This window comes from Gordonia shandongensis DSM 45094, assembly GCF_000423025.1.
Classification (GTDB): Bacteria; Actinomycetota; Actinomycetes; order Mycobacteriales; family Mycobacteriaceae; genus Gordonia; species Gordonia shandongensis.
The window spans coordinates 82,572-109,322 of record NZ_AUHE01000016.1 but is presented as its reverse complement, the minus strand read 5'-3'; the positions used below and the strand labels follow the sequence as shown (position 1 = coordinate 109,322).

Here is a 26,751-nt window from a genome sequence, read left to right as displayed (position 1 = left end):
CGGTCATCACCTCCCGCTCGTTGTGGTAGCCGTTACGCACCACCAGCCGGCGACCGTGCTCATCGACCTGATCGGTGAACTGATCGACATAGGCAGCGACCTCGGCCTGCAGGGCTGCGGCGAGCATCTGCCGGGCCCCGTCGCGCACGATCTCATCGAGGATCGACCGGTGATCGTCGTTGGACTGGTTGGAACCATCAGGGGCGTTGACTACCGTGAGCACGAGGCGTGCCTTTCCGCCAGCGCTGCAACGCTGACTTGATCAAGTGACTACCGGGATCATTCTGCGGGAAGGCACGCCCTCCCAGATCCACAGGTCTTGATCATTCCTCCACCAAACCCGGGATCGTCCGCTCCATCTACGATCCGGCGGCCGGCACCGGCGGCATGCTGTCCGTGGCCTACGACCACCTGGTTGAGATGAACCCTCAGGCCAAGCCGGTCTTGTACGGGCAGGAGATCAACGCTCGCTCGTACGCCATGTGCAAGTCCGACATGGTCATCAAGGGCCAGGACGTCGACAACATCTACCTCGGCGACACTCTGGTCGACGACAACTTCACCGGAGAGCACTTCGATTTCTTGCTCTCCAACCCGCCCTTCGGCGTCGAATGGAAGACCCAGCAGAAGGCCGTGAACGACGAGCACCAGCAGCGTGGATTCGCCGGCCGATTCGGCCCCGGACTGCCCCGCGTGTCCGACGGATCGTTGCTGTTCCTGCTGCATCTGATCAAAAAGATGCGTCCGGTCCGCAAGCCCACCGATGAGGGCTCGCGATTGGCGATCGTGTTGAACGGGTCGCCCCTGTTCACCGGTGGCGCCGGCTCCGGTGAGTCGAACATCCGTCGCTGGATCATCGAGAACGACCTCCTCAATGCGATCATCGCCCTGCCGATCGACATGTTCTACAACACCGGCATCTCCACCTACATCTGGATTCTCGACAACGCCAAGGCGCCCGAGCGCAAGGGGAAGGTCCAGCTGATCAACGCGGTCGACATGTACGGCAAGATGCGGAAGTCGCTCGGCTCCAAGCGAAAGCAGCTCCGCGATGAAGACATCGCGACGATCTGCAAGCTCTACGACGAGTTCCGCAACGACCCCGGCGACGACGAGCCCGCCCTCTCGAAGGTCTTCGACAACGCCGACTTCGGCTACCAGACCATCACCGTCGAGCGGCCGCTCCAACTCACCTTTCACATTCATCCGGAGATGATCGAGCAGGTCCTCGCGGCGAAGGCTGTCGCGAAGCTGCCCGATGCAGATCAGTCGACCATCCGCGAGGCGCTGACGACTCTCGACGGCCGGACATGGTCCAACCGCGACAAGTTCGTCACTGATGTCAAGGCGGCGCTCAAGACCGCCGGCATTTCGAAGCCTGCAGCTCCGCTGATCAAGGCGATCTGGACGACCGTCGGCCAGCACGATCCTGACGCCGATATCGTCATGACCCGCGGCAAGACCGAGTCCGACTCGTCGCTGCGTGACACTGAGAACGTGCCGCTCTCCGAGGACATTGACGACTACTTCGCCCGCGAAGTTCTGCCGCACGTCCCCGATGCGTGGATCGACCACGACAAGACCAAGGTCGGCTACGAGATCCCGTTCACTCGGCACTTCTACCGGTACACGCCACCGCGGCCGCTGGAAGAGATCCAGGCAGATTTGCGTAAGCTCGTCGGCGAGATTCAGGTGCTTCTGTCGGAGGTGGGAGCGTGAGCTGGTCACGGCGCACGTCATTGAAAGACAGCGGCACTCAATGGCTGGGGGAGGTTCCAAGCCATTGGCTGATCCGGCCGATTGGGTCCCATTTCATTGAGCGTAAAACGACAGTGAGCGATCGAGACTACCCGCCGCTGTCCGTAACAAAAGACGGGATCTTACCTCAACTCGAGGCTGCTGCGAAGACCAATAGCCCAGACAGCAGAAAGCTCGTCCTCCGCGGCGACTTCGTGATAAACAGCAGATCAGACAGAAAGGGATCCTCCGGGGTGTCCCCGCAGGACGGGAGCGTATCAGCGATATCGACAGTCCTCGAACCGCACGGAATTGACCGATATTTCGCTCATTACCTCTTCCGAAGCGGAGCGTTTCAGGAAGAATATTACAGATTCGGAAGCGGGATAGTCGCAGATCTTTGGTCGACTAGATTTTCTGCAATGAAGCAAATATTGATGCCCGTACCGCCAGAAGAAGAGCAACTTGCAATTTCTTCCTTCCTCGACCGCGAGACCGCCAAGATCGATGCTCTGATCGCCAAGCAGGAGCAGCTCATCGCCACCCTGCGCGAAGACCGTGCCGCCACGATCACCCAGGCCGTCACGAAGGGACTCGACCCAAACGTCGAGATGATCGCGTCCCCCCTCAAATGGGCAGACAGTGTGCCGTCTACATGGGCTGTCCGAAAGCTCAGACAGGTCGCGACGATGAAAACCGGACACACGCCCAGCAGGTCACATCCCGAGTATTGGGTAGACACCACGATCCCATGGTTCACTCTCGCGGACGTGTGGCAGCTGCGAAGCGGCAGGCAGAAGTACCTGGGCGAAACTTCGAGCATGATCAGCGAGACCGGACTGAGAAACTCTGCGGCAGAGCTACTCCCAGCTGGCACCGTGATACTTTCTCGGACTGCGTCGGTTGGCTTCTCGGGCATCATGCAGCGAGAAACGGCGACAAGCCAAGATTTTTGGAACTGGGTATGCGGACCCGACCTTGAACCCGAGTACCTGCTCTATGTACTGCGTGCAATGAAACCATTCTTCGATTCGCTCATGATGGGATCAACCCATCAGACGATATACCAGGCTGACGCCGCTGCAATATCGATACCATTGCCCCCGATTACAGTTCAAACTGAGATTGTCGATCATCTGGACTCGCGAACAACGCAAATTGATATCCTCATCGACAAGTCCACCCAAATGATCACGACCCTCCGCGAGTACCGCTCAGCACTCATCACCGCTGCGGTCACGGGGAAGATCGACGTTCGAGAGGCGGTATAGCCGTGCCCCAGCACCACGAGGTAGTCCTCGAAGACGAGATCTGCGAGTATCTCGCAGCGTCCGGTTGGCTCTACTCGCCGGACGACACCGGCTACGACCGCGAACTCGCGCTCTTTCCCGAGGACGTGTTCGGGTGGCTCGCCGAGACACAGCCGGATGAGTGGAACAAGCGCGTGAAGCCCGACGTGTCAGCCGCCGCGCAAGAGAAAGCAAAGAGTGCGATTCTGCAGCGACTGGCCAGGTCGTTGTCGACCGATCTGAAGGTCGACGGCGGCACCCTCGCGGTCCTTCGTCGCGGATTCAGCGACTTCAATGCCAAGTTCTCGATGTGCCAGTTCAAGCCGAACTCGGGGCTGAACGCGACCACCGCCGCAAAGTACGGCGCCGTGCGGCTCCGGGTGATGCGCCAAGTTCACTATTCGGTGGTGAATCCGAGGAACGCCATCGATCTGGTGTTCTTCGTCAACGGCATCCCCGTCGCGACCGCCGAGCTGAAGACCGACTTCACCCAGTCGGTGCAGCACGCGATCGAACAGTACAAGAAGGACCGACTCCCCAAGGGCGAACCGCTGCTGGGGTTTGCGATCCGCGCGCTCGTTCACTTCGCAGTTTCGAACAACGAGGTCCACATGACAACGCGCCTCGCCGGCGCCAAGACACGCTTCCTTCCGTTCAACCGCGGCAACAACCACCACGCAGGCAATCCACCAAACCCAGACGGTTCGCCGTCGTCGTACCTCTGGGAGACGATCCTGCAGCGCGACACGTTCCTGGACATCCTCGATCGATTCATGCACCTCGAGGTCACCGAGACACGAGATCCCGACACCGGGAAGAAGTCGCGCCGCGAGACCCTTCTGTTCCCGCGCTATCACCAGTGGGAGGCGGTGACGCGTCTCGTCGACGCGGCCCGCACCGAGGGCCCCGGCCACAAGTATCTGATCCAGCATTCCGCCGGGTCGGGAAAAACGAACTCGATCTCGTGGCTGGCCCAGCGGCTGTCGAGCCTCTACGACGCCGCCGACCAGAAGATGTTCTCTTCGGTCATCGTGGTCACCGACCGCACGGTGCTCGACGCGCAGCTGCAGGAGGCGATCCATCAGATCAACCGTACGACCGGCGTCGTCGCTCACATCGATGGTCTGTCGGGGTCGAAGTCGTCTGAACTCGCCGACGCGCTCGAATCCGGCACACACATCATCATCGTCACCATCCAGACGTTCCCCTACGCGCTGGACGCGATCGCCGACCGGTCGAGCCTTCAGGGGAAGAGTTTCGCGATCATCGCTGACGAGGCGCACTCCTCACAGACAGGTGGTGCGTCGAACAAACTCAAGCAGGTCCTCTCTCAGAGTGAATTCGCAGACATCAGCGAAGGCGGGCAGGTCGCGGCCGAGGACATCCTTACCGCCGAGACCAAGGCGCGCGCCGACGCCGGCAATATCTCGTTCTTCGCGTTCACCGCTACTCCGAAGGCCACCACACTGGAACTATTCGGCCGGCCCGGTGACGACGGAACGCCGCGTCCGTTCCACCTCTACTCGATGCAGCAGGCCATCGACGAGGGCTTCATCCTCGACGTCCTGCGCAACTACACCCCGTACAAGACTGCATTTCGGCTCTCACACAACGGCACCACCTACGCCACCAGCGACACGACGGAAGGGACCGTCGCCGTCGGCGAGCATCGCGGTGCTGGATCCGACGAGCTGGTAGATCGTGCCGCCGCCGTGAAGTCGGTGATGAACTGGGTGAAGCTGCACCCGACGAACATCGAGCAGAAGGTGCAGATCATCATCGAGCACTTCCGCGCGAACGTCGCATGGCGCCTCGACGGCCAGGCCAAGGCCATGGTCGTCACCAATTCTCGTAAGGCCGCTGTCCGTTACAAGCTGGCATTCGACAAGTATGTCCGCGAACACGGATACACCGATGTTGCTGCGCTGGTCGCGTTCTCCGGCGAAGTGAAAGATCCCGAATCGGGATCCGATGAAGCGTTCACCGAGACAAGCATGAACCCAGGGCTCAAGGGCCGTGACCTGCGCGATGCGTTTGCCACCGACGAGTTTCAGGTCATGCTGGTGGCCAACAAGCTCCAAACCGGTTTCGACCAGCCCAAACTCGTCGCGATGTACGTCGACAAGAAGCTCGGCGGTGTCCAAGCCGTCCAGACCCTGTCCCGATTGAACCGGACGTACGCGCCGTTGAAAGACCAGACGTTCGTCCTCGATTTCGCGAACGAGCCCGCCGACATCGTCGACGCGTTCTCGCCCTACTACCAGGCGACGACACTCTCCGACGTCAGCGATCCGAACATCGTGCACGACACCGAACGCAAACTCTCCGTGATGGGCATCTACGAGGCATCCGAGGTCAACGGACTCGTCGACGACTACCTGGCGAACAAGGGCAACAGCGCTCTCACCAAGTGGATTTCGCCGGCCGCCGACCGATTCGCCGTGCGGATGCGTGAAGCCGTCGATTCGTCCCAAACCAGCGCAGTCGAAGAACTCGAACTCTTCCGCAAGGACGTCGGCACCTACATTCGCCAGTACGAGTTCCTCTCGCAGCTGTTCGACTACGAGAACCCGTGGCTCGAGAAGCTCGCCATCTACTTGAAGTTGCTGGCTCCCCAACTCGCCGGCGGCGAGAAGCAGGAGCCGATCGACCTGTCGGCAGTCACCATCGACTACCTAGGCCACCACAAGCAGGCCGAGCAGACAACGACCCTCGACGGCGGGGTCCCCCTCGATCCCGCGAACGATCGAGGCACCGGAACCGTCAACGACCCCGACATGGTCGAGTTCAACGAGGTCATCGCCAAGATCAACGACCGGTTCTCCGGGGACCATCCTGACTCGTCTATACGCGCCGTCGTCTCCCACATCGAGAAGCGTCTCCTCGAATCCGAGCTGCTGCAGCAGCAGGCTCGGAACAACTCGCTCGAGCAATTTTCTGCCAGCCCGGATATCGACATGACCTTCATCAGCGCAGTGATCGGTGCGATGTCGTCGTCGGAGGACCTCTCGAAGCAAATCATCAACAAGCAGGACTTGAAGGAGGAGCTGCTATCGGCGATCTTGCCGCGCGTTTATAGGCGGCTACTGGACGCCGCGTGAAGGCCAGGGTTCGACGCCAACGAGTCCTCAGCCAGCGCGAGCGTCAAGCAGCGGACGCTATCGCAACCACGCTCTCGGCGTAGGTAACGAGAGGCCTGTGTGGGGGCGTCCGCTTGAGTACTTCTCATTGTCGGTGGATTCCCGCTGGCCGATGCCATCGACGCCGCGCGGGCAGAGAAGTTCACTGCCGCGCATCCAGGGTGTAGGATCAGTGCGGCCGCAACGACTATCTGCGTCTGCGCTTACTCTCACCACGGGCCCGTGCGATCAGAGTCCGCGTTCGTCGCCGCACTGGGTATCTGGCAGCGATCCGGCCACTTTGTCGCACCCCGCACCACGCAGCGATTAACGCTAGCGTGGGGACTCCTGCCAGCACCAAACCGGCACGAAAAATCCGGTCTCCCACGTTGTTTCCGATAAGACATTCGTAAACGATGACGAACCACCACTCGACCAAGACCACACAGGCGAGGAGAGTGATCTTATTGTCACCGAGCGGTGATCGATGGCGATCAGCGAGACGGCGAATCGACTGCTGAACCCCTGCTGACGTGAACCAACGTTGGAAGCTTCCCTCCTCGTGGCTTGCCCACACCTCGGCGGCATCTCTCACCGCCCCAGCAATAAAGAAGACCAAGCCGAACGTGCCTAACGCAATCATTCCCGTTGCCATATGCTGAGTACCGATGTCAACGCTCAATTGCTCGCGATCGGCTGTCGGGGATGGCATGTCTGCGTTCCCTGCGGCGGGCCATAACGCGACGCCAACAGTGGTAGCTATTTGTGCGACCCAGAAGATGCCGTTGGTGGTCCGCGCTTTGACCGCCTGCTTCCATGTCCCGAACGCTTGTAGCGTGAGTACGGACCACACCGCCGCTATTGCGAGGATCGAATAAAACGGTATTATCGCCCACGTCAGGTGTCGTCCCGGGGCCTGGAAGGCCCACCATAGGCCGACAGGGGTACCAGCGACCATCAAAAGCGTCGGGAGCGCACGGATCGCCAGATAACACGAGCCCCTATTGGCGATCAAGAACGCGAGTGCTCCCATGACGAGAAACGCACCGAAACCAATCTGCTGAAGGCCGGGGACTACGAGTCCGAACACAGCAAGTGTGAGAGTTATAGCCTGCGTAATCACAACTACCAGCGCACCGACCATGAATACCCGAGCCACGCGCGGAATCCCCAGCCAGGCATTTTTGCCGTTCTGTAGCATCGCCGTCAGTTTTGAACGATCGGTCCACCTCTGTCGCAAGACGCCTCCGATGCGCGCGCCGCGGACCGTGCTCCTATCCTCACCCCTCATCACGTCAGTCTTCCCTCAATAGCCCTCTCCATAAAACTGATCTGATTCAGATATTGCTTGCAACAAACCGCTCCTAGAATCGTCGTGACAACTTGTCTACCATGAGAACTTCGTACTCCGCACTCCTGCATTGTTTGCCCCGAATCTCGGGAACCCATCCCGACTGGCGCTACTCAGACCGTGACGCGGACTGCAGAATACCAACAGGTCAACACACTCTGAGATCCGAAGAGCCGTGAAAGTCGTCGATGCCACAAGTGCGTTCGCACATGACCGAGTTCCAACTGTTCGCTCACGCCGGCGGAGCCGACACCGTCCCACCATCAGTAAGCCGCCACTCGTCCTCCGCCCAAAGTTCGTCGCCGAATGCCATCGGCAGAGCGCGCCGCTCAACGCATGTCGCCTCGAGTTCAGCGAGCCACCGCTCGTAGTCAGGGGATCCGTCGCGTCGCGCGGCCTGCGGCAACTGCGACAGGATGAGGTCGGCGACCTCGCGGATGGGCGTCGCGCCGGTCACGACACCGCCGGCGAACGCAGAACCGGCGGCACTGCTGTGGCGGACCGTCGCGGCGGCGTCACCGACCCGCGGCTGCGACCCGGTATCGCGCACGTTGTCCGCCGTCGAGATCTCGATCCGCCACGTGCCCAGCGCATACCGGTGCGGCACAAAGCGCACGTCCCCATAGCCGAGACGATGCACTTCCCGAACCCCCTGAATGATGCGCAACGGGGTGGCGACCAACTGATGACTCCGCATCGTCTCCGCCAACGCCTCGGTGAAGGCCACCAGGGTCACTTCCTCGACCGCAGTCGACGCCGCGCTGATCGTGTCGATGGCGACCGCGACGGCATCGTCGATCGGCCATCCATACACCCCGGCGCTGATCAGCGGAAAGGCCACGGTCCGCGCGCCGAGCTCGTCCGCCACCCGCAGGCTTCGCCGATAGCAGGATTCGAGCAAACTCCGATCCCGTTGGCCAGCCGCATAGTTCGGCCCTACCGTGTGGATCAGGTGGCGCGCGGGCAGGTCGCCCGCCGTCGTCCATCCGGCATCTCCGACGGCCAGTCCGTTCGGGAACCGCGCAATGCAATCGTCGAGAACGGCCGGGCCGCCGCCACGATGGATCGCGCCGTCGACGCCACCGCCACCCCGCATCCGCGTGTTCGCGGCATTCACGATCGCGTCCGCGCCGACGCGCGCGATGTCGCCGGTAATGATCCGCAAGGTCGGCATAACCCCATTGTGGCCTTCATCGGCGCCCGCTCCAACGGTGCAGACCAAGCCGAGACATACGACGAAGTACACCGCTGAGCCAACGCCGCGGACATGGAACACTCGCCTCATGGCGATCATCCCGTCCGAACGTCTGGCAGCGCATCTGAACGGTCAACGCCCCGACAGCGCTTTCAGCACGCACTTCACCACCGAGACCGACGGGTTCTCCCTCTCGGTGATTGCCTTCGGACGCCGTCGTCGGCATACGCTCCAACTGTGCAGAAGAAGCCCGGGAAGATGATCCGGCGTCCCGACTACACCCCGACGTCGGTCGACAATGCTCTGCGCCTGCTGCAGATTCTGCGCGATACCGGGACTCTGCGCCTGACGGACGCGGCCGCCGAGATCGGGGTCGCGCCGTCGACGGCCCACCGGTTGCTGTCGGCGTTGGTGTACCGCGGATTCGCGGTCCAGGACGCCGATCGTCAGTATCGGCCCGGGCCGGCCATCGGGGCGCCGGCGGTCGACTCCGGCCAGGACCGGGACTTCGTCTCCCTCTGCCGCCCGTTCCTCGAGCACCTGTGCGCCGAGGCCGGGGAGACGGTCAATCTGATGGTCCTCGTGGAGAAGCAGGCACGCTTCCTTTGGACCGTGGAGGCGCCCGCACTCCTACGAGTCGGCGACCGTCGCGGCCAGGTGCTGCCCGCAGAACAGACAGCCGGCGGCCTCGCACTCCTGGCAGAGTTATCAGCCGACGACGTCGACCGGCGCTTCCCCCTCGATGCCGAACCACGGGAGGCCCTCCACGACGAGTTGCGCGCGGTTCGGCGCGTCGGCTTCGCCGTGAACGTCGAGCGCACCGAACGCGGCGTGTCAGCGGCAGCCATGGCTGTTCATGACCGCGACGGCACCGCAGTCGCAGCGGTCGCCGTCGCCATGCCGTCGACGCGATACCCGGAGAGGGTCCGCGACGACCTCGTCACGCACATCCGCCACACCGTCCGCGATATCGAGGCGAAACTCCAGTCCACCGACCTCTCCCACCACCCATTTTCTATATAGCAGAAAATCATGTCGGCTGGTCGCGCGGCGCTCTTAGGCTCGGAATCATCCGCAGTCCCGCGCCGTAAGGAGTGGCCCGATGACCTCCGACACCGAACCCGCGCTCGACCGCCTCTATGCCGACTTCACCGCCGAGAACCTCCGTCCGCTGTGGCTCGAGATCGGTGATCTCATGCCCGAGAGCCCACGCTCCCGAGCGGTCCCCCACGTATGGGAATGGTCCACGCTGAGCATGCTCGCCCGCCGCGCCGGCGACCTGGTCCCCGTCGGCCGGGGCGGCGAACGGCGCGCCATCGCCCTCGCCAACCCCGCACTCGACGGACGTCCGTTCGCCACACCGACCCTCTGGGCCGCAATCCAATACCTGAACGCACGGGAAGACGCGCCCGTCCACCGCCACACGCAGAACGCCTTCCGCTTCGTCATCGAGGGCAGCGGCGTCTGGACCGTGGTCGGTGAGGACCCCGTCGCCATGAACCGGGGCGACTTCCTCCCGCAACCCGGCTGGAACTGGCACTCGCACATCAACGTCAGCGACCAGCCGATGGCATGGATCGACGGCCTCGACATCCCCTACCAGTACGCCGTCGACGCCACCTTCTTCGAATTCGGCCCCGCATCCGCGGGCGTCACCGCAACCCCCGACCGATCGCAGTCCGAGCGACTGTGGGCACACCCGGGACTGGCGCCGGTCGCACAGCTCGGGCCCACCCCCAAAACCCCGCTCCTCGCCTACCGCTTCGAGCACACCGACGCCGCACTGCGCGAACAGCTCACCCTCGAAGACGCGGGCCGCGCCGCCACCCTGGAGCCCGGCCACGCGGCCGTCCGCTATGTGAACCCCACCACCGGCGGTGACGTGATGCCGACCATCCGCGCCGAATTCCACCGACTCCGCCGCGGCGCCGCGACCACCGCGCGCCGCACCGTCGGATCGTCGGTGTACCAGGTCTTCGACGGCGCAGGCGAAGTCGTCCTCGACGGCACACCCGCCCGCCTCGACATCGGCGACCTGATCGTCGTCCCCTCCTGGGTCTCGTGCGCCTTCCGCACCGACGTCGGACTCGACCTGTTCCAGTACTCCGATGCGCCGATCATCGAACGCCTACACCTGGGCGTTCCCCTCTCCGAAGGAGCCTGACATGCGCCTGGCAACCCTGCGCCTCGACCACACCACCGTCGCCGCTCGCGTCGACGACGACGCCGCCGTCACCATCGACGGCTTCACCGACCTCTCGGCGCTGCTCGCCGACCCCGACTGGTCGACGATCGCCGCCGACGCCGACGGCACCCGGATCGCACTGGCCGACGCCGACTACGCCCCCGTCGTCCCCCACCCCGGCAAGATCGTGTGCGTCGGCCTCAACTACGCGACCCACATCACCGAGATGGGCCGCGACCTCCCGACCCACCCCACACTGTTCGCCAAATTCGCCGACGCCCTCACCGGCGCCTACGACGACGTCATCGTGCCCGCCTACGCGGCCGAGCAACTCGACTGGGAGGCCGAACTCGCCGTCATCATCGGCCGCGACGGTTACCAGGTGCCCCAGGCCGACGCCGCCCGCCACATCGCCGGTTACTCGGTCATCAACGACTACACGATGCGCGACTACCAGTACCGAACGCTCCAATGGGATCAGGGCAAGACCTTCGAGAAGTCGAGCGGCTTCGGCCCCGTCCTCGACACCGACTACGTCCTCGGCACCCCGATCCAGACAGTGCTCGACGGCGAGGTCATGCAGTCCTCCAACACCGGCGACCTGGTGTTCGGCCCCGAATTCCTCGTCGAGTACATCTCCCACATCGTGACCCTGCGCGCCGGTGACGTCATCATCACCGGCACCACCGGCGGCGTCGGCCACGCCCGCACCCCGGCGCGCTACATCCAGGACGGGGAGACCGTCGAAGTGTCCATCGGCGACCTCGGCACCGTCCGCAACACCACCCGCATCCGATGACCGCGCCGACCAGTGGCGGCGAACGGTTCGCCGACCTCTCGCGCACCGAGCGGCAGACCATCGTCGCCGCCGGCACCGACCGATTCCTGCGGGCCGTCGACGACATCGCCGACACCGAATTCACCGGACCCACACTCCTGTCGGGATGGACCCGCAGTCACCTCATCGGGCACGTCGGCCACAACGCGACGGCCCTGACCCGACTGCTCGACTGGGCCGAGACCGGTGTGCGGACACCGATGTACGCCTCCCCCGACGACCGCAACCGGGAGATCGACGACAGTGCACGATGGGAACCCGCCCGTCTGCGGGATCTGGTGTCGCACTCCGCCACCCGGCTCGCCGCACGGTGGGACGCACTCGACGTCGCCGCCTGGCACGCCCAGGTGACCACCGCGCAGGGGCGCACCGTCCACGCCGAGGAGACTCTCTGGATGCGGACCCGCGAGGTCTGGATCCATCTCGTGGACCTCGACATCGGCGTCGACTTCACCGCCTTGCCCCGCGTGGTGCTCGCCTCGGTCCTGGCCGACATCACCGCGAAATGGCGGGCGGCGGGCACCGCTGACGGTCTCGCCCTCCACGTCGACGGCGGCGAACCGATCGCCTTCCCCACCGGCGACGGTGCCGTCTCCCACGTCGAGGGCCCGCTGCCCGGCGTCGTCCAATGGGCGTCCGGCCGCGGCTCGGCACTACTGCGCCGCGGGCACGACGTCCGCGCCCCGCACTGGCTGTAAGCGCACTCAGTCCGGGTCGGCCACCGCGATCCGGTGCAGCGCCGCCGCATCGGTCAGGACCAGCGCACCGTGGTCCCGGCTGAGCAGACCGCGCTCCCGGAAGTCGCGGAGAGTTCGCGCCACCACCTCCCGCACCGAGCCGATCGAATCGGCGATCTCCTGCTGCTCGTGCATCACGATCAGCTCACCGTCACGGCGCACCGCAAGATCCAACAGATGCCGTGCGACCCGTTCACGCACCGTGCCGAACACCGTCGCCGACATCATGTCGATGACGTCCGTCGTGACCGCACCGACGAAAGTCGCCAACTGCCAGCCGATCTCGGCTTCACTGCGGGCCAGTCGGCGCAATCGGTCGACGTTGATGAACAACACCTCGGCCTCGGTGACCGCCTCCACCATCACCCGCTGCGAAGACGTGACCACCGACAGTGCCCCGATGCAGTCCGCCGACCGCGCGTAACGGATCGTCGCCCGCCGCCCCTCGGCCGACGTCGTGACCACGCGGACCAGACCGGACACGATCAGCACCAACCGCGGATGATCGTCGCGGCGATAGATGACGTGCCCCGTCGGCACCTTCATCGGCAAGGCCGTCTCGGCCAACTCGTCCTGCGCGTGAGCCGGGAGGCCGCCGAGGAAACTGCCCTCCCACGCCTGTTCGCGAGCCGCCAACTCCGCCAGACGCTGGAGAGCGCGCGGCTGCTCGTCGGTCATCGCGATCTCGCCCTTTCGGCCCGTGGCCCGCTCCCCGACACACCCTCCCGACGCCAGATTAGTGCGTCGCGGCCACGCCCGTCAGCGTCCACCGAGTCCGATCTCGCGGGGTGTGCCGACCAACAGTTCGGCACCGCCCTCGCGGACCACCATGAAATCCGACAGCATGCAGCCGACGTCGGGCTTCCACGACGGATCGTGCAGGTCGACGTTGTTGCCGAAAGTCATCCCCTCCTCGAGGACGAGGTCGCCGATTCCGTGGCCGTTCAACGCCGGCGCACCGTACCCCGGGCGGTAGATCACCGACGGGAACTCCGGAGACGCCAAACCCATCGCATGGAACCCCAGCTCGACGAAGTCCAGGCCGGCGCGTTCGGCGGGCCGCCGGGTCGCCTCCCAGGCTTCACGGAGCGTGACGCCCGGCCGGAACGACTCGCGTGTCGCGTCCAAGCACTCCAGGGACACCTCCCAGATGTCCTGCAACCGCTGCGGCACCTTGTCGCCGACGTACACGGTGTACTCGGTGTGCACCAGATAACCGCCGTACTTGGTGTGCCATTCGGTGACGATGAGATCGCCGTCGGCCAGCGGCCGCATCGTCGGCACCATCGGCTGATCGGTGCCGTGCAGCAGATGCCACAATTCGTCACGCGGATGCTCGACGGGCCCGGACGCGAACAGGTTGAAGATGTTCGGTTCGGCACCGTTGGCGATCTGCGTGCGGACCATGTCCGCATACACCTCGGCCTCCGTCACCCCCGGACGCGCCGCGGCCACCAGCACGTCGAGAACCGTGCGACTGATCTGCGCGCCGCGGCGCATCATCGCGATCTCCTCCTCGCTCTTGACCATCCGCATGTGCTGGAGCACATCGCTGAAGTCGACGAGGTCGGCATCCGGCAGTGCTGCGCGCAGGCTCGAGATCTCACCCTCGAACAGCGTCGGCGTCGTCTGAATCGTGGAACTGAACGCGACCACCCCGATCCGCTTCGTCGCCAGCCCGCGGTCGCGCAGTTCGGCGGCCAACTCGGGAACACCGTGCGAGATCCGGATGTCGCTCACCCAGTCCTGCAGCGCCTCCTGCATGTGGAACGGGCGACTCATGTGCGGGACGGCGTTGTAGAGCACCGGATCTTCGTCGAGGAAGAACAGCGCCTGGGTGCCCATCTTCGCGGCGATGCCCGTCACGTAGCGGACGTTGGCATTCCCCATGTCCCAGTAGACGTCGTTGCCCAGCAGCACCAGGGCGTCGACGCCGCGCATCAGCATCCGCTTGCGGAGTTCATCCCACCGACGATCGCGTTCCGCGAGCGGCAGTCGCGGAAAGTGGTCGTCGGCGAATCGGTGCGGGCGGGCGCCGCGCGGCACACGGAACGGCGGGTACGGAGGCAGGAGCTCCAGGCCGCGGACAGCCGGGCCGGCGTGCTCGCTGATCCCGGTGATCTCGTCGTATTCCTCGACGGAGGTGTCGTCAGTGGCGGCGGTGTCGGCAGTCATGACTGTTCTTCCCTTCAGATTCCGTTGTAGATCCAGGCGAAGCTCGCGCGCGCGGCCTCGGGCGTCCACCCGTCGAGCATCTGTGCGCGGACGGCGCGCGCCACACCCTTCGCGTGGTAGACCTCGCCGTACAGGCGGGAGAACAGGGTCACCCGGGCGGTCCGCACGATGCGTCGCTCCTCGTACTCCCGCAACGCCGTCGGGACGTCGGCGGTGGCCTGGAGCCGGTCAGCGATGGTCCAGGCGTCTTCGATCGCCATCCCCGCCCCCTGCGCCAGATACTGGAGAGTCGCGTGCGCCGAATCGCCGAGCAGGGTGACGCGCCCGTCACTCCACCGCTCCACCGGCTCCCGGTCGCGTTGCACCCACATCCGCCACTCGTCGATCTTTCCCAGCAGGGTCTGGACCTCGGCGCCGACGCCGTCGAAATGCTGGTGCATCTCCTCCGGGTCGCCGAAGACGTCGGCCCCCTCGAGGAAACGCTGACTGTGGAAGATCGCCCCCATGTTGAACAGTTCGCCGTTGCGCATCGGATAGTGCGCGAGATGCAGGTTCGGGCCGCCCCACAAGACCACCGAATTCGACTGCAGATGCTCGGGCACCTCGTCCATCGGCAGGACGGCCCGGTAGGCGACGTGACCGGTGATCCGAGGCTCCCCGTCATCGAGGAGCTGGGTCCGGACCGTCGACCACACGCCGTCGGCGCCGATCAGCGCCGAACCCACGACCTCGCGGCCGTCCTCGGTGAACACCCGCGCCGACTGCGCGTCCTGATCGAATCCGACGATCTTGCAGTCCGTCTCCAGGGTCACCAGATCGTGGTCGCGGCAGGCGTCGGTGAGCACCGCGTGCATGTCCGCGCGGTGGATCGTGGCGTACGGGTAGCCGAACTGCTCCTCGAACGCCCCGTCGAGCGGCACCCGCGTGATCTCCGACGAGTCGAGCGCATCGCGGAGGATCAGATTCTCCGGGCGGAAGGCGATCTCGTCGATGCGGTCGAGGACCCCGAGCCTGTCGAAGATGCGCATCACGTTCGGCCCCACCTGCAGCCCCGCGCCGACTTCGCCGAACTCGGCGACCTTGTCCATCAGGTGCACGCGCCTGCCGGTCCGAGCCAGCGCCAGAGCGGTCGCCATGCCCCCGATGCCGCCACCGACGACCAGCACCGGTGTGTCTGTTGTGGTCATATCGTTCTCCGTACGGTCAGGATGGATTCAAGCGGCGGTCGCCGACGTGACGGCGAGGTTCGCCCAGGTGGCGCGCAGCCCTTGACCGCGGGTCGACGCACCCGCGACACCGCCGGTCGGAACGAGCGTGAAGACGCCCATCCCGACGACGAAGCGGTCGGGGACGGCGATCCGGTGGGCGTCATGCAGTTCGATTCCGTCGACCTCCCACCGCGCCGATCCGGCACCCCGGTCGAGCGTGATCGCACAGTGGTGGACTGCGCCGAGCCCGGTCTCGACCCCGGCGAGCGGCGCGTCGACCACGCGCGTGAACGCGCCGTCCGGCCCCATCGGCAGACGCTCGTGTATCGCCATGACCTGGGCGCCGGTGGCGGCGATGTCGAAGACCAGACCGCCGACCGGATCGAGGACCACCAGCGCGGCGAACCCGTCGCGGTAGTCGTCGGCCGGCCCGACCTGTGTCGCCGACAGTTCGCCGGTGACGGTGATCGTCCCGGCGGCGGGAACCTCGAACTCCCGTCGACTGAGCGCGACGAACTTGCAGTTGTCGATCGGCTGGACCGGGTGGGTGAGTTCGAAACGGGTCATCTCCACGGTGCACGCCCCGTCGGCGACGCTGACCGTCGCCGACGGCTCCCGGCACACCCACGCCGGGTCGTCGCCCATCGGGTACTCCAGGAAATGCCAGTCGGCATCGTCGAGGTCGGGACCGACAAGGGAATCGGACAAGCGGGTGTCGGACAAGCGGGTGTCGGACGTGTCCGCGTCCGCGGCGCTCACCGCTCCCCCTCGGTCGCCGCACTGATCCCGAACTCGCCGGTCTCCATCAGGTTCGCTGCGGCCGCTCCCGCCTCGGTGAGCCGGAACGTGCCGACGCTCTCCAACAGCCAGGCGAGGTAGCCGTCCGGCACGTCCTCCTCGGGACCCCAGTGGCCGATCGACTTCGGCACCCAGGCGAGCTGCCCCGGCGTATCGAACTCGCCGTAGGCGCCCGGACCGCGGAAGTAGAAGATGAGCTCGTCGAAGTCGGCGTTGTAATGCATCGGCGGCCGAGCACCGGTTCGCGAACTCAAGGTGTAGAACAGCAGATCGCGGTCACCTGTTTCGGCGAACGAGTCCGGCGGCCCGCCGTGCGGCTCGTATGTCAACGGTTGGATCGCAGCCAGGTTGACCTTCCACACCGGCGGCTGCCCGCCGAGGACCATCATGAACCGCATCGGATCCCGCGGCAGCGTGAATCGGGTCAACCCGTCGAAGGCCTTGACGACGAGTGACACGGGACCGTCGAGGTCCGACTGCCGATCGCCGTCCGGCCGGGCGACATCGCGCGCCAGATTGATCATCCCGAAGGGCGCCGGCGGTTTGAGCAGGAGCTGCCCCGCCGTCGACACGACGATCCGCAGACCGCCGTCGCCGACGGGAACCACCCGGTGGGTCACCGCGCGTGGCAATGCGACGAAGTCTCCGGGTCCGGCGCGCAGTGTCCCGAAATCGGTGACGTAATCGTATTCGCCTTCCTGGACGAAGTGCATCTCGTCCTGTTCGGCGTTCCTGCGCAGGTGGGGCATCGGCGCCGCGAGTCGCGACACCGCCAATTCGGCGCCCGAGGTACTGCGCCCCACCACGGTCGGCTCCGCGGCGGGATCGGCCGCGTCGGCCGCAGCCACCGCGGTGAGGTCGATCCGGTGCGGTGCGTGGGGGCCGGTCACCGCCGTGTATTCGACGATGGGGTACGGGCGGCCGGTGACACAGATGTCGCCGTTGAATCCGTCACGGCTCCACAGGTGCGGGGTGAAGGGCGGCGGCCCTCCGGCGTCATGCGCGTTGTTCGCATCAGACATGATGCACTCCTTTTGTCAGCGTGAGGTTGTGTCAGCGTGAGGTCGTGTCAGCACCGGTGACGGGGTCGGCATCGAGGACGATCGGCGCGAAGAAGTCGACGGCGAGCTGCGCCGCCTCGTCCGATCCGGGAGGCTCGCAGATGTCGTAGTGACCGATCGGCAGACTCACCAGTTCCTTCGGTTCTCCCGCGAGGGCGAACAGCGATTCGCTCTCACTGAACGGAATCACCCCGTCCACAGCGGAACCGATGATGAGGATCGGCCGCGGTGCGATCTCTGCGATCACCGCTTCGGGGCGGTATTCCATGATTCGTTCGACGGATTCCACGGTGAACGTCAATTCGGGTCGTTCCCCGACGTCGGCCGCCGACCGGGCCTTCGCCGCGCGGGACTCGTCGTTGTCGAGCATCAGATCCGGCGAGATGTGTGCCGACCGACCGGTGTGCACACGCTGACGCCGATCGGTGGCGACGGCGTCGACCACCGTCTGCATGGCCGCCGGAGAGAGGGTCGATCGCAGCACCCTGCCCCAGTCTCCGAACGCGACCTGGGTCGCCACCGCTTTCACGCGAGTGTCCACGGCCGCCGCGCAGATCGCATTGGCGCCACCGAAGCTGGTGCCCCACAAAACGATTCGGTTCGGATCCACATCGGGCCGACTTTCCAGGAAGGTCACGGCGTTCCGCACGTCCTCCACCTGCCCCTGGGGCAGGACGCTGCCGGGCTCGCCGCCCGACTCCCCGAGCCCCCGATGGTCGAAGACGACGGCGGTGTACCCGGCCGCAGCGAAGTACTCGCCGAACCGGGGAACGATCCACTCCTTGATCCCGCGCATCCCGTTGCACACGACCACTCCCGGTCGGGTCGTCTCGGCGTTCGCACGCGGCGTGTAGACGACGGCGGCGATCCGGTGTGGCCCGCTGAAGAACTCGGCGCGTTCGGCCACCACATCGTCGCGGACGACCGTCACCCCGTCTGTGTTCGACATTCGGCGTCCCCTCTCATAGGCGGGCAGCGAGTTCACGGACTCGCTGACGCGCACTCTCTCTGGTTGCTTCGGCTTCCGGATCGATGACCTGGCCGAAGACCTTCACCGACTCGAACTCGTCGATGCCGACGAATCGCAGCCAGTCCTCGAAGTACGGCGTCAGGAAATCGGTTCCGAAGGTCGGCGGGAGGCCGTCCCCGTACACACCGCACGCGTAGACGACCACTGCGCTCTTGTTCTGCAGGAGACCCGTGTACCCGGACTCCGGGTCGAATCCGAAGGCCCAGCCGGGCTGCGTGATCAGGTCGATCCACTGCTTGAGCAGATAAGGCGTCCCGTGATTCCACATCGGGATGTTGAACAGGTAGGCGTCGGCCGCCGCGAAACGATCGAAGACCGTCCGCGCCTGATCCCACGCCGCCTTCTGCTCCGGCGTCTGCTCTTGACCGAAGAAGGTCGCCATCTTCGCGCCCGCCGCATGGACCCCGAAATCGGGCAGGCCGGCGTCGAACAGGTCCCAGGTGTCCACTTCGAGGTCCGGCTCATGCCGACGGAGCTCGTCGAGGTACTCCTTGGCGACCGACAACGATTTGCTGTGGTCGGCGAGGGGTGAAGCGTTGATGTGCAGGAGTCGAACCACGACCGAACCCTCCTCGGTTCCAGCGATGAACCGGTCGTGACGTGTCTTGCCACCATCACCGGCACCACCGCGATCAATGATGTGACCTACGTTACGAACCGGGCACGGGCGCCGCAGTGACCACGATCAGCAGTCGAGTGACTGAAGTCACATCCGGCGGTGTCGGCGGGACGCCGCCGAGACGCCGCCCACGGACCGCCGAACGGACCTTCAGCGCACATCCCGCGGGCTGCACCCGTATCGCGCGCGGAATGCGCTGCTGAATGCACTCGGTGAGGTGATTCCGACCCGCGCGGCGATGGCCGAGATCGTGAGGGAGCGTTTCGCGGGGTCGACGAGCATGGCGCGGGCACGATCGAGGCGTTCGATGCGGATCAGCTCGGTGACGGTGGTGCCGTTGCGCTTCAGGGCCGCCTGAATGTACCGGCGCGACCAGCCGACGCCGTGGGCCACCGCCGCCACGCCCAGGTCGGGGTCGGCGAGGTGCTCGCGGACGAACCGCGCCACCGCGTCGAACACGGCGTCGGCGGCCGCTTGCGGCTCCGGCTCATCGCCGGCGGCGGCGAGCGTCAGCAGCTCGGTCGCCCGGTCGCAGGTGGTCTCGAACTGCGTTTCGGTCAGGTGCTCTCGCGCCGCGTGCAGCCCGACCAGGAGATGATGGACCACCCTCGCCATACCGACGCCGTCGACGACCCGCGGCCGCGGCGACATCATCAACGACAGGTGTCGGATCCGCGTCGTCGGCAGCAACAGCGCGATGGCCTGCGCCCAGTCGCCGTGCGCGACGGTGAACGGCTGGTCGGGCGGCACCACCACGAACTCTCCCGGCCGCAGCGACCGATCCACGCCGCCGGCACCGACATCAACGACACCCTTGACCGGCAGCAGCACCTTGACGTGATCGCGCGGATCGCGTCGAATGCTCGACCGGCGTCGGTCGACGCGCTCCGCCGTACTCGTCCACCCGACGAGTTCGAACGACGCCGCCCGCTGCCTCGTGACCGTCCCCCGGAAGCCCGCGTCGCCGTAATCGACGCCGAGTTCGCCGTGCACGCTGTTGCACCAGTCGTGCCAACGCTCCCCCGCATCGTCGGCCCGCACAGAGGTGACGTCGAGACCGTCGAGCACGTAGCCCATCCCGCCTCCTTCAACTCGAAGCGTGCGCGTCCGCGACAGAGGTGTGCGCCCACACGACAGCCGACATCCGCTATGACGCGTATCACTAGGGTAGCCAACTTCACCGAGCCGTCACCCGACGTCGTCGGGCGACGGGTGAGCGTTCAGGAGTTCCGATGAGCAGTGACACCGTCGCCACCGTCCGCGGGCCGATCCCGGTCGACCAGATGGGGCCCACCCTGATGCACGAACACGTCTTCGTGCTGACCCCCGACATCATGGCGAACTACGGGGAGCAGTGGTGGGACGAGGAGCTGCGCGTCAGCGACGCCGTCGAGAAGCTCACCGCGCTCAAAGCGGCGGGCATCGACACGATCGTCGACCCGACGGTCGTCGGGCTGGGCCGGTACGTCCCGCGAATCCAGGAGGTCAACGAGCAGGCCGACATCAACATCATTCCCGCGACGGGTCTCTACACGTTCGACGAGATCCCCCACTTCTTCCACTACCGCGGGCCGGGCGCCCTGTTCGACGGTCCCGAACCGATGACCGCGATGTTCGTCAAAGACATCACCGACGGCATCGGTGAGACCGGCGTGAAGGCCGCCTTCCTCAAGGGCGTCGTCGAAGAGCGCGGCATCACCCCCGACCAGCACCGTGTGCAAGCCGCGATCTGCGAAGCCCACGTCCAGACCGGTGTGCCGATCACCGTGCACACCAACGGCGCCGCGCAGACCGGAAGGCTGGTCGTCGACTTCTACCGTGAACGCGGCGTCGACCTCACCAAGGTCGTCATCGGCCACGCAGGAGACAGCAACGACCTCGACTACCTCCGCTTCCTGATGGACGCCGGCACGACGATCGGCTGTGACCGCTTCGGGCTCGACGTCTACAACCCCACCGACGCCCGCATCGCCACGATCGTCGCATTGTGCGCCGAGGGATACGCCGAGCAGATCGTGCTGGCACACGACGCCTCGTGCTACATGGATTTCTTCTCCGACGAACAGTCGCAGGCCCTGCTGCAGGAGGCGGTTCCGAACTGGAACTACCAGCACATCCCGCGGGACGTGCTGCCCGCCCTCCGCGACGCGGGAGTCAGCGAGCAGCAGATCACGACGATGATGGTCGACAATCCGCGCCGCTACTTCTCGGGAGTCGGCCGATGAGCGACGTCGTGGAGGTCCCCCGCGACCGCAACCCGTTCACCCGCGACGGCGTACTGCGCGATGCCGTCGGCGCCCCATACTACACCGATCTGCCGGACACGTTGCTCGCCCAGCTGCGGGCGTGGGTCGACGCGACCCCGGACGCCGAGGCGCTCGTCGAACTCGGCGGCCCGCGGTTCACCTACGCGCAGCTGTGGGACCGTGCGACTCGGGTCGCGGGCGGTCTGCGGGAGGCCGGCGTCACCGACGGCGACCGTGTGGCGAATCGCCATCCGGCCGGCGCGAACTGGGTCCTCGCGTTCTGGGGCGCCGTCATGGCCGGCGGGATCGTGGTGGCAGTCAACACGCGGTCGTCACCATCGGAGGTGGAGTTCGTTCTGTCGGACGCGGGCGTCCGGGTCGACCTCGCCGCCGACACTCCCCTTCCCGACGGTTCGCCGTACGTCACCGATCGGCCGACCCCGCACAGCGTCGCCGCGTTCTTCTACACGTCCGGCACCACGGGCAGCCCCAAGGGCGTGCCGACCAGCCATCGCGCATTCCTCACCAACGCGGAGAACATGGTGCGCACGACCGGGATCGACCACGATGCGCGGTCGGCGATGCGGACGCTCATCTCGGTGCCGCTCTTCCACGTCACCGGGTGCAACTCCCAGCTCCTGGTCGCACTGCGGGTCGGCGGGACGGCGGTCATCATGCCGACACTCGACCTTCCCGGCCTGATCGACGCCCTCGCGGTCGAACGGATCAGCCTCATGGTGACCGTTCCCGCCGTCTACAACCTGCTGTTGCGGCGCCCGGAGTTCCGGGCTGCCGACGTCAGCAGCGTCCAACGGGTCGGGTACGGCGGCGCCCCCATCGCCCCGACACTGGTCACCGCCCTGCAGGAGGCCTTCCCCGGGGCGACGGTGTTCAACGGGTACGGGCTCACCGAGTCCGCGTCCCTGCTGACCGTGCTGCCCGATCAGGACGCGGTGGAGCACGCCGACTCGGTCGGATACGCGGTGCCGTCCGTCGATCTCGGAGTGGTCCCGCGCGACCCCGCTGATCCGTCGACCGGTGAACTGGTCGCCCGCGGCGCCAACCTCACCCGCGAATACTGGAATCGGCCGGACGCGACGGCCGCCGCCATCGACGCCGACGGATGGTTGCACACCGGTGACGTCGTCACCGTCGACGACGCCGGCCGGGTCGTGATCGTCGACCGCATCAAAGACATCATCAACCGCGGCGGTGAGAACGTCTCGTCGATCGAGGTGGAATCCGCTCTCGTCGGCGCACCGGGCGTCGTCGACGCCGCCGTCATCGCCGTCCCCGACGACGTGATGGGAGAGAAGGTCGGAGCGATCGTCTACGGCGAGTCCGCCCCCGATCTGGACGCCGTCCTCGCGCACTGCCGCGCCGTCCTCGCCGACTTCAAAGTGCCGCAGTACGTCATCGTCGCCACCGAGCCGCTGCCCCGCAATCCGGGCGGCAAACTGCTCAAGGCCCGCCTGCGCGACACCGTGACCTGGGGGGACCCCGTGCGGTGACTGCGGGCCGCCCCGCTGTTCGCGCCGATCCGGCGGCCCGAATGGTGCGTCGACTGTAACGAACGACGCAAAGTCCGCGACCGTCCTATAACGAGGGCGCACACGCGCGTTCCCCAGCGAGAACGGTCGACGACATGGTCCAATTCAGCCCCAAGGTTAAAGAGAAGAACGCCGAGAAGTGGTGTCGGGCGCTCGCCCCGGATCTCCTGGACGGTGAAGTGATCTGGGCCCTGGTCTCGGCGAGTCGGATCAAGCCGGTCACCAGCGGCGTTGCGATCACGAACGGGAGAATCATCGGCTTCTGGCACAGCGCACCCACGACTGACAAGAGGATCCTCCTGGAGGTCTGGGCCGACCAGATCCGCGATATCGGTTTCCCGATCAAGGCCGGCAGCACAAGTCTTCGGGTCATGACCGAGAACGGTGAGGTGAATTTCGGAACGCTCCATAAAGATGAGGTCGACTTCACCAGACATTTTGTCGATCACCTGCGGCGGAGCGGCCTCGACCCGGCCATATCAGCGGCGCTCGCCCAGCAGTCCGCTCTCGTGGCACAAGAACAATCCGCCGACCGATGCCGCCGACATGAGCGGGACGGTGTCCCCGTGTTCGGTGGCGCCATGAAAGAGAAATGGTGGGCCGATGTCAGTCGGCACGCCCACGCCGACGAACTACCCTGGTTCGTCATCAACGCCGGGACCGCCGGACGACTCGTCGCGTTCGATGACCGTCTTCTGATCCTTAAAACCGGGGGAATGACCGGCTTCATGGCCGGTTCGCTCGGAGGTGGACGTGAGACGACCTTCCCCTACTCAGACATCACCAACATCGAATACAACAGCGGGATGGTGAACGGGGTCTTGGAGGTCTTGACCCCCAGCTACCAGGGCAGCGGCAACCACGACTACTGGCGCTCATCCAACAAGTCGCGCAACCGGGCCGCCGACGATCCGTGGACGTTGTCGAACTGTCTGCCGTTGGCGAAGCCGACCTACCGCGAAGCACAACCCATGCTCAATGAGCTGCAGCGAAAGATCGCCGACACCAAACGCACTCCCCTGGTGATCCAACACACTCCCGCCCCGGCACCATCGGCGGGAACCGGTTTGGCAGACGAACTCTCCAAGCTGGCCGACATGCATCACAGGGGACTCCTCACCGACGATGAGTTCACGGCGGCTAAACAGGCGGCGATCACGAGACTGTCGTAGCGCCGAGAGGCACGCGCAGACTCCGGTCCCCGAGTGTCCACGACATCGGCCGGTTCACTTCCGGCGACAGCATCCGGTACGGGACGAGGACGTCCTCGTCCGACAGGTTCTCAACGTACCGACCGACGGCTTCGACACGCGCCGTGAACTCCCGCTCGACCTGCTCACGCGAGAAGCTCATCGCGTTTCGGCCGAGGTGTGCGAGTTCGTCGGCGGCTTCGTTGAGCGGGTGTCCCGCATGCCCTTTCACGTGAAGGATCCGCACGGCACAGTCGACGTCGCTCCACGCGGCGACGAAACGATCGAGCGATTCGTCCCGGATCCCGCGGTACCCCTCGTCGGGCACTCGATCCTCGATCAATGCGTCGGCGACGGTGACGGCGTCGCGCGAGTCGCTGATGATCGTGAACTCCGTGCCGACCCGCGATGCGAACCTCTCGATCGACAGCGAGATCGCGTCGAGTTCGCTGTCGCTCACGTTCAGTGCGGTATCCGATGTCTCGATCGCATAGCCGCCGCCCGCCGCGACGGCGGCGACAGCGGCGATGTTGCGTGTGACAGACGCATCGGTCGCGACGATCAGCCGATCGACGGGATCGAGCGTCGCCTCCGCGGCCACGGGAAGCCACTCGGGAACGACAGCTTCCCGCCGAGGGCGCGGGTCGCCTTCGTCGGACGCGTCGAGGGCACCGGGGCTCAGCGACGCCGCGACACCGTTCGAGGGTCCGTGACCGGCCGCTCGGTCGATCTCTCTCGCGCGCGCCACCTGGATCACCTCGAGGGCGCGGGCCATCGCACGATTGTCGTCGGCGGCGCCGCGGGTCACCGGGACCCCCGCCTCGTACAAGACCCTGGCCGTCGCGAACATGCGGCCCGGCACGGCGACCCACACCGGGCCCGAAACCCCGGCGATCACATCGGTCACAGCGTGACGGATGCGTTCCCAGCCGCTGCCGTCGCTGCGTTCCAACTGGCCGCACACGACCTCGGGGTCACGCGCACCGGTGCGCCGGTCGGCGACGACGACAACCCACCGGAGCCGCCGCGGCCACTCCGGATCACCGGTCGCGACCCGCCACGAGATGAAGGCGACGTGCACCGGTGCAGAAACCTGCTCCGCCGTCGGTTCCACCGGGGCACAGCTCCAGCGCCGACGCTCCAACAGCGTGCCGTCGATGGCATGTTCGTCGTACATGACCACACCATGACCGACCCCTACGACAGTTCCCCCGACATCGAGTCCCCCCGACATCGAGTCCCCCCGACATCGAGTCCCCCCGACATCGAGTCCCTCCGACATCGGGGTCCTGCCGCACCGTGAACCGTGCAACGAGTCCGGCCGCGTCCTCCGATCCCCGGCTACGGCACCCGGTACGTCCACTCCGGACTGCTGAACTTGGTGTCGACGAGCCGGCGAGCGGCGTCGATCTCGGCGTCGGTGTAGTCGGCGTCGCGCGTGGCGTATCGACGGCGGACGTGCTCGGCGAAGGCGTCGATGATGTCGCCGCGCGCCATGCCGGTCTGGGTGCGCATGGGGTCGACGCGTTTGCCGGAGCTGGTGATCCCCTTGTCGGAGATCTTCTCGCGCCCGATCCGCAGCACCTGCGTCATCTTGTCGGCGTCGATGTCGTACGCCATCGTCACGTGGTGGAGGACGGCGCCGCCGACGATGCGTTTCTGGGCGGCGCCGGCGATCTTTCCCTGATCGGACACGATGTCGTTGATCGGCACATACCGGGCGTTGATGCCGAGGTCGGCGAGAGCGTCCATCACCCACTGGTCGAGGAATGCGTACGACTGCTCGAAGCTGAGACCGTCGACCAGCGAGGCGGGGACGACGAGCGAATAGGTGATGCAGTTGCCGGGCTCCATGAACATCGCACCGCCGCCGGAGATGCGACGGACGATGCCGAAACCGTGCTGTGCGGCAGCGTCCTCGTCGACCTCGTTGCGCACCGACTGGAACGACCCCAACACCACCAGCGGCGAATCCCAGTCCCAGAACCGCAGCGTCGGCCCGCGCTCACCGGCGGCGACCTCCCGCAACAACACCTCGTCGAGGGCGACGTGCATCGCCGGCGCCAACACCTGCGGGCCGATCACGTCGAGGACGTGGTCGTGCCAGCTGGTGGCCCGCCCGAGCGCCCGGCGGATCGCGATGCCCACCGACTCGGGGGTGAAGCCGATCATCGAGACGTCCTCGGGCAAGGCGTCGGACACCCGCTGCGCCAACTGCGCCGCCGTCGCACCGGACGGCGCACCGACCAGCGCCGCCGTGATCGTCTCCAACGCCTCATCGGGTTCGAGGAAGAAGTCCCCGGACACCGTGACGTCGGTCAGGACGCCGCCGTCGACCTCGACGTCGACGACGACGAGCTTGCCTCCGGGAACCTTGTACTCGCCATGCACACAACCAGCCTATCGATCCCGCGTCGGCGTTA

21 protein-coding genes and 2 pseudogenes are annotated in these 26,751 nt (G+C 65.7%); 10 read left to right on the top strand and 13 right to left on the bottom strand.

The window, feature by feature from the left end; translation table 11 throughout:
• Positions 1-223: pseudogene (locus tag G528_RS0112800) on the bottom strand (IS256 family transposase); the annotation flags it as partial.
• Between the two features lie 98 nt (positions 224-321).
• Here G528_RS0112800 and G528_RS0112795 point away from each other — a divergent pair.
• The 3 genes and pseudogenes from G528_RS0112795 to G528_RS0112785 form a co-directional block, all read left to right on the top strand.
• Positions 322-1,719, top strand: a pseudogene (locus G528_RS0112795) (HsdM family class I SAM-dependent methyltransferase); the annotation flags it as partial.
• Positions 1,720-1,832: 113 nt separating this feature from the next.
• Positions 1,833-3,008, top strand: coding sequence for a restriction endonuclease subunit S (locus tag G528_RS17470; protein ID WP_156890440.1), 1,176 nt, complete (start codon positions 1,833-1,835; stop codon positions 3,006-3,008).
• Between the two features lie 2 nt (positions 3,009-3,010).
• Complete coding sequence (locus tag G528_RS0112785) at positions 3,011-6,127, top strand: type I restriction endonuclease subunit R (protein WP_026919318.1); 3,117 nt, start codon at positions 3,011-3,013, stop codon at positions 6,125-6,127.
• 226 nt (positions 6,128-6,353) lie between these two features.
• Here G528_RS0112785 and G528_RS18475 read toward each other — a convergent pair whose 3' ends face one another.
• Together G528_RS18475 and G528_RS18910 are read right to left on the bottom strand one after the other, a co-directional pair.
• Positions 6,354-7,346, bottom strand: coding sequence for a hypothetical protein (locus G528_RS18475; protein WP_156890439.1), 993 nt, complete (start codon positions 7,344-7,346; stop codon positions 6,354-6,356).
• A 382-nt stretch (positions 7,347-7,728) separates the two neighbouring features.
• Complete coding sequence (locus G528_RS18910) at positions 7,729-8,670, bottom strand: macro domain-containing protein (RefSeq protein ID WP_084638204.1); 942 nt, start codon at positions 8,668-8,670, stop codon at positions 7,729-7,731.
• A gap of 258 nt (positions 8,671-8,928) precedes the next feature.
• On the opposite strand from G528_RS18910, the gene G528_RS17460 reads away from it, so the two are divergent.
• The 4 genes from G528_RS17460 to G528_RS0112760 all read left to right on the top strand — a co-directional run bounded on the left by G528_RS17460 (position 8,929) and on the right by G528_RS0112760 (position 12,412).
• A complete protein-coding gene (locus tag G528_RS17460; RefSeq protein WP_051198799.1) occupies positions 8,929-9,714 on the top strand; it encodes an IclR family transcriptional regulator in 786 nt (261 codons plus the stop codon).
• 79 nt (positions 9,715-9,793) lie between these two features.
• Positions 9,794-10,855: a cupin domain-containing protein gene (locus tag G528_RS0112770; RefSeq protein WP_026919317.1), complete on the top strand. Its 1,062-nt coding sequence runs from the start codon at positions 9,794-9,796 to the stop codon at positions 10,853-10,855.
• 1 nt (position 10,856) lies between these two features.
• The gene (locus tag G528_RS0112765) at positions 10,857-11,675 is read left to right on the top strand and encodes a fumarylacetoacetate hydrolase family protein (protein WP_026919316.1); all 819 of its coding nucleotides are present in this window, start codon (positions 10,857-10,859) and stop codon (positions 11,673-11,675) included.
• Positions 11,672-12,412, top strand: coding sequence for a maleylpyruvate isomerase family mycothiol-dependent enzyme (locus G528_RS0112760; RefSeq protein WP_026919315.1), 741 nt, complete (start codon positions 11,672-11,674; stop codon positions 12,410-12,412). The genes G528_RS0112765 and G528_RS0112760 overlap by 4 nt, the downstream gene beginning before the upstream one ends.
• Before the next feature lie 6 nt (positions 12,413-12,418).
• Here the strand turns inward: G528_RS0112760 and G528_RS0112755 are convergent, their stop codons facing one another.
• From G528_RS0112755 to G528_RS0112715, 8 genes are all read right to left on the bottom strand, one after another.
• The gene (locus G528_RS0112755; RefSeq protein ID WP_026919314.1) at positions 12,419-13,129 is read right to left on the bottom strand and encodes a Crp/Fnr family transcriptional regulator; all 711 of its coding nucleotides are present in this window, start codon (positions 13,127-13,129) and stop codon (positions 12,419-12,421) included.
• A gap of 81 nt (positions 13,130-13,210) precedes the next feature.
• Entirely contained in the window at positions 13,211-14,626 is a 1,416-nt protein-coding gene (locus G528_RS0112750) for a M24 family metallopeptidase (protein ID WP_026919313.1), read from the bottom strand.
• Between the two features lie 14 nt (positions 14,627-14,640).
• Entirely contained in the window at positions 14,641-15,813 is a 1,173-nt protein-coding gene (locus G528_RS0112745) for a 3-hydroxybenzoate 6-monooxygenase (RefSeq protein WP_026919312.1), read from the bottom strand.
• A gap of 27 nt (positions 15,814-15,840) precedes the next feature.
• Positions 15,841-16,542 (bottom strand): DUF6081 family protein, encoded by a 702-nt coding sequence (locus G528_RS0112740; protein ID WP_169515273.1) that lies wholly within the window; start codon positions 16,540-16,542, stop codon positions 15,841-15,843.
• A gap of 47 nt (positions 16,543-16,589) precedes the next feature.
• The gene (locus tag G528_RS0112735; protein WP_026919310.1) at positions 16,590-17,654 is read right to left on the bottom strand and encodes a hypothetical protein; all 1,065 of its coding nucleotides are present in this window, start codon (positions 17,652-17,654) and stop codon (positions 16,590-16,592) included.
• 31 nt (positions 17,655-17,685) lie between these two features.
• Positions 17,686-18,642 carry an alpha/beta hydrolase gene (locus G528_RS0112730; protein ID WP_084638203.1) on the bottom strand — a complete coding sequence of 319 codons (957 nt, stop codon included), beginning with the start codon at positions 18,640-18,642 and terminating at the stop codon, positions 17,686-17,688.
• A gap of 13 nt (positions 18,643-18,655) precedes the next feature.
• Entirely contained in the window at positions 18,656-19,282 is a 627-nt protein-coding gene (locus G528_RS0112725) for an FMN-dependent NADH-azoreductase (protein WP_026919308.1), read from the bottom strand.
• Positions 19,283-19,492: 210 nt separating this feature from the next.
• Positions 19,493-20,419 (bottom strand): helix-turn-helix transcriptional regulator, encoded by a 927-nt coding sequence (locus G528_RS0112715; protein ID WP_026919307.1) that lies wholly within the window; start codon positions 20,417-20,419, stop codon positions 19,493-19,495.
• Positions 20,420-20,574: 155 nt separating this feature from the next.
• Between G528_RS0112715 and G528_RS0112710 the strand changes: the two genes are divergently transcribed.
• The 3 genes from G528_RS0112710 (at position 20,575) to G528_RS0112700 (ending at position 24,310) form a co-directional block, all read left to right on the top strand.
• Positions 20,575-21,567 carry a phosphotriesterase family protein gene (locus G528_RS0112710; protein WP_026919306.1) on the top strand — a complete coding sequence of 331 codons (993 nt, stop codon included), beginning with the start codon at positions 20,575-20,577 and terminating at the stop codon, positions 21,565-21,567.
• Positions 21,564-23,099 carry a class I adenylate-forming enzyme family protein gene (locus G528_RS0112705; protein ID WP_026919305.1) on the top strand — a complete coding sequence of 512 codons (1,536 nt, stop codon included), beginning with the start codon at positions 21,564-21,566 and terminating at the stop codon, positions 23,097-23,099. The genes G528_RS0112710 and G528_RS0112705 overlap by 4 nt, the downstream gene beginning before the upstream one ends.
• Positions 23,100-23,233: 134 nt before the next feature.
• Positions 23,234-24,310 carry an SHOCT domain-containing protein gene (locus G528_RS0112700; RefSeq protein ID WP_026919304.1) on the top strand — a complete coding sequence of 359 codons (1,077 nt, stop codon included), beginning with the start codon at positions 23,234-23,236 and terminating at the stop codon, positions 24,308-24,310.
• Here G528_RS0112700 and G528_RS0112695 read toward each other — a convergent pair.
• Together G528_RS0112695 and lplAB are read right to left on the bottom strand one after the other, a co-directional pair.
• Positions 24,294-25,505 carry an RNase H family protein gene (locus G528_RS0112695; RefSeq protein ID WP_169515271.1) on the bottom strand — a complete coding sequence of 404 codons (1,212 nt, stop codon included), beginning with the start codon at positions 25,503-25,505 and terminating at the stop codon, positions 24,294-24,296. The genes G528_RS0112700 and G528_RS0112695 overlap by 17 nt on opposite strands.
• Positions 25,506-25,669: 164 nt before the next feature.
• Complete coding sequence (gene lplAB, locus G528_RS0112690) at positions 25,670-26,719, bottom strand: lipoate-protein ligase LplAB (RefSeq protein ID WP_026919302.1); 1,050 nt, start codon at positions 26,717-26,719, stop codon at positions 25,670-25,672.
• Positions 26,720-26,751 lie beyond the last annotated feature (32 nt).

Coding starts and splice junctions, on each gene's coding strand:
- G528_RS18475 (WP_156890439.1), bottom strand. CDS start 7,346: ATGCTACAGAACGGCAAAAATGCCTGGCTGGGGATTCCGCGCGTGGCT.
- G528_RS18910 (WP_084638204.1), bottom strand. CDS start 8,670: ATGCCGACCTTGCGGATCATTACCGGCGACATCGCGCGCGTCGGCGCG.
- G528_RS0112770 (WP_026919317.1), top strand. CDS start 9,794: ATGACCTCCGACACCGAACCCGCGCTCGACCGCCTCTATGCCGACTTC.
- G528_RS0112765 (WP_026919316.1), top strand. CDS start 10,857: ATGCGCCTGGCAACCCTGCGCCTCGACCACACCACCGTCGCCGCTCGC.
- G528_RS0112760 (WP_026919315.1), top strand. CDS start 11,672: ATGACCGCGCCGACCAGTGGCGGCGAACGGTTCGCCGACCTCTCGCGC.
- G528_RS0112755 (WP_026919314.1), bottom strand. CDS start 13,129: ATGACCGACGAGCAGCCGCGCGCTCTCCAGCGTCTGGCGGAGTTGGCG.
- G528_RS0112750 (WP_026919313.1), bottom strand. CDS start 14,626: ATGACTGCCGACACCGCCGCCACTGACGACACCTCCGTCGAGGAATAC.
- G528_RS0112745 (WP_026919312.1), bottom strand. CDS start 15,813: ATGACCACAACAGACACACCGGTGCTGGTCGTCGGTGGCGGCATCGGG.
- G528_RS0112735 (WP_026919310.1), bottom strand. CDS start 17,654: ATGTCTGATGCGAACAACGCGCATGACGCCGGAGGGCCGCCGCCCTTC.
- G528_RS0112730 (WP_084638203.1), bottom strand. CDS start 18,642: ATGTCGAACACAGACGGGGTGACGGTCGTCCGCGACGATGTGGTGGCC.
- G528_RS0112715 (WP_026919307.1), bottom strand. CDS start 20,419: ATGGGCTACGTGCTCGACGGTCTCGACGTCACCTCTGTGCGGGCCGAC.
- G528_RS0112710 (WP_026919306.1), top strand. CDS start 20,575: ATGAGCAGTGACACCGTCGCCACCGTCCGCGGGCCGATCCCGGTCGAC.
- G528_RS0112705 (WP_026919305.1), top strand. CDS start 21,564: ATGAGCGACGTCGTGGAGGTCCCCCGCGACCGCAACCCGTTCACCCGC.
- G528_RS0112700 (WP_026919304.1), top strand. CDS start 23,234: ATGGTCCAATTCAGCCCCAAGGTTAAAGAGAAGAACGCCGAGAAGTGG.
- G528_RS0112695 (WP_169515271.1), bottom strand. CDS start 25,505: ATGTACGACGAACATGCCATCGACGGCACGCTGTTGGAGCGTCGGCGC.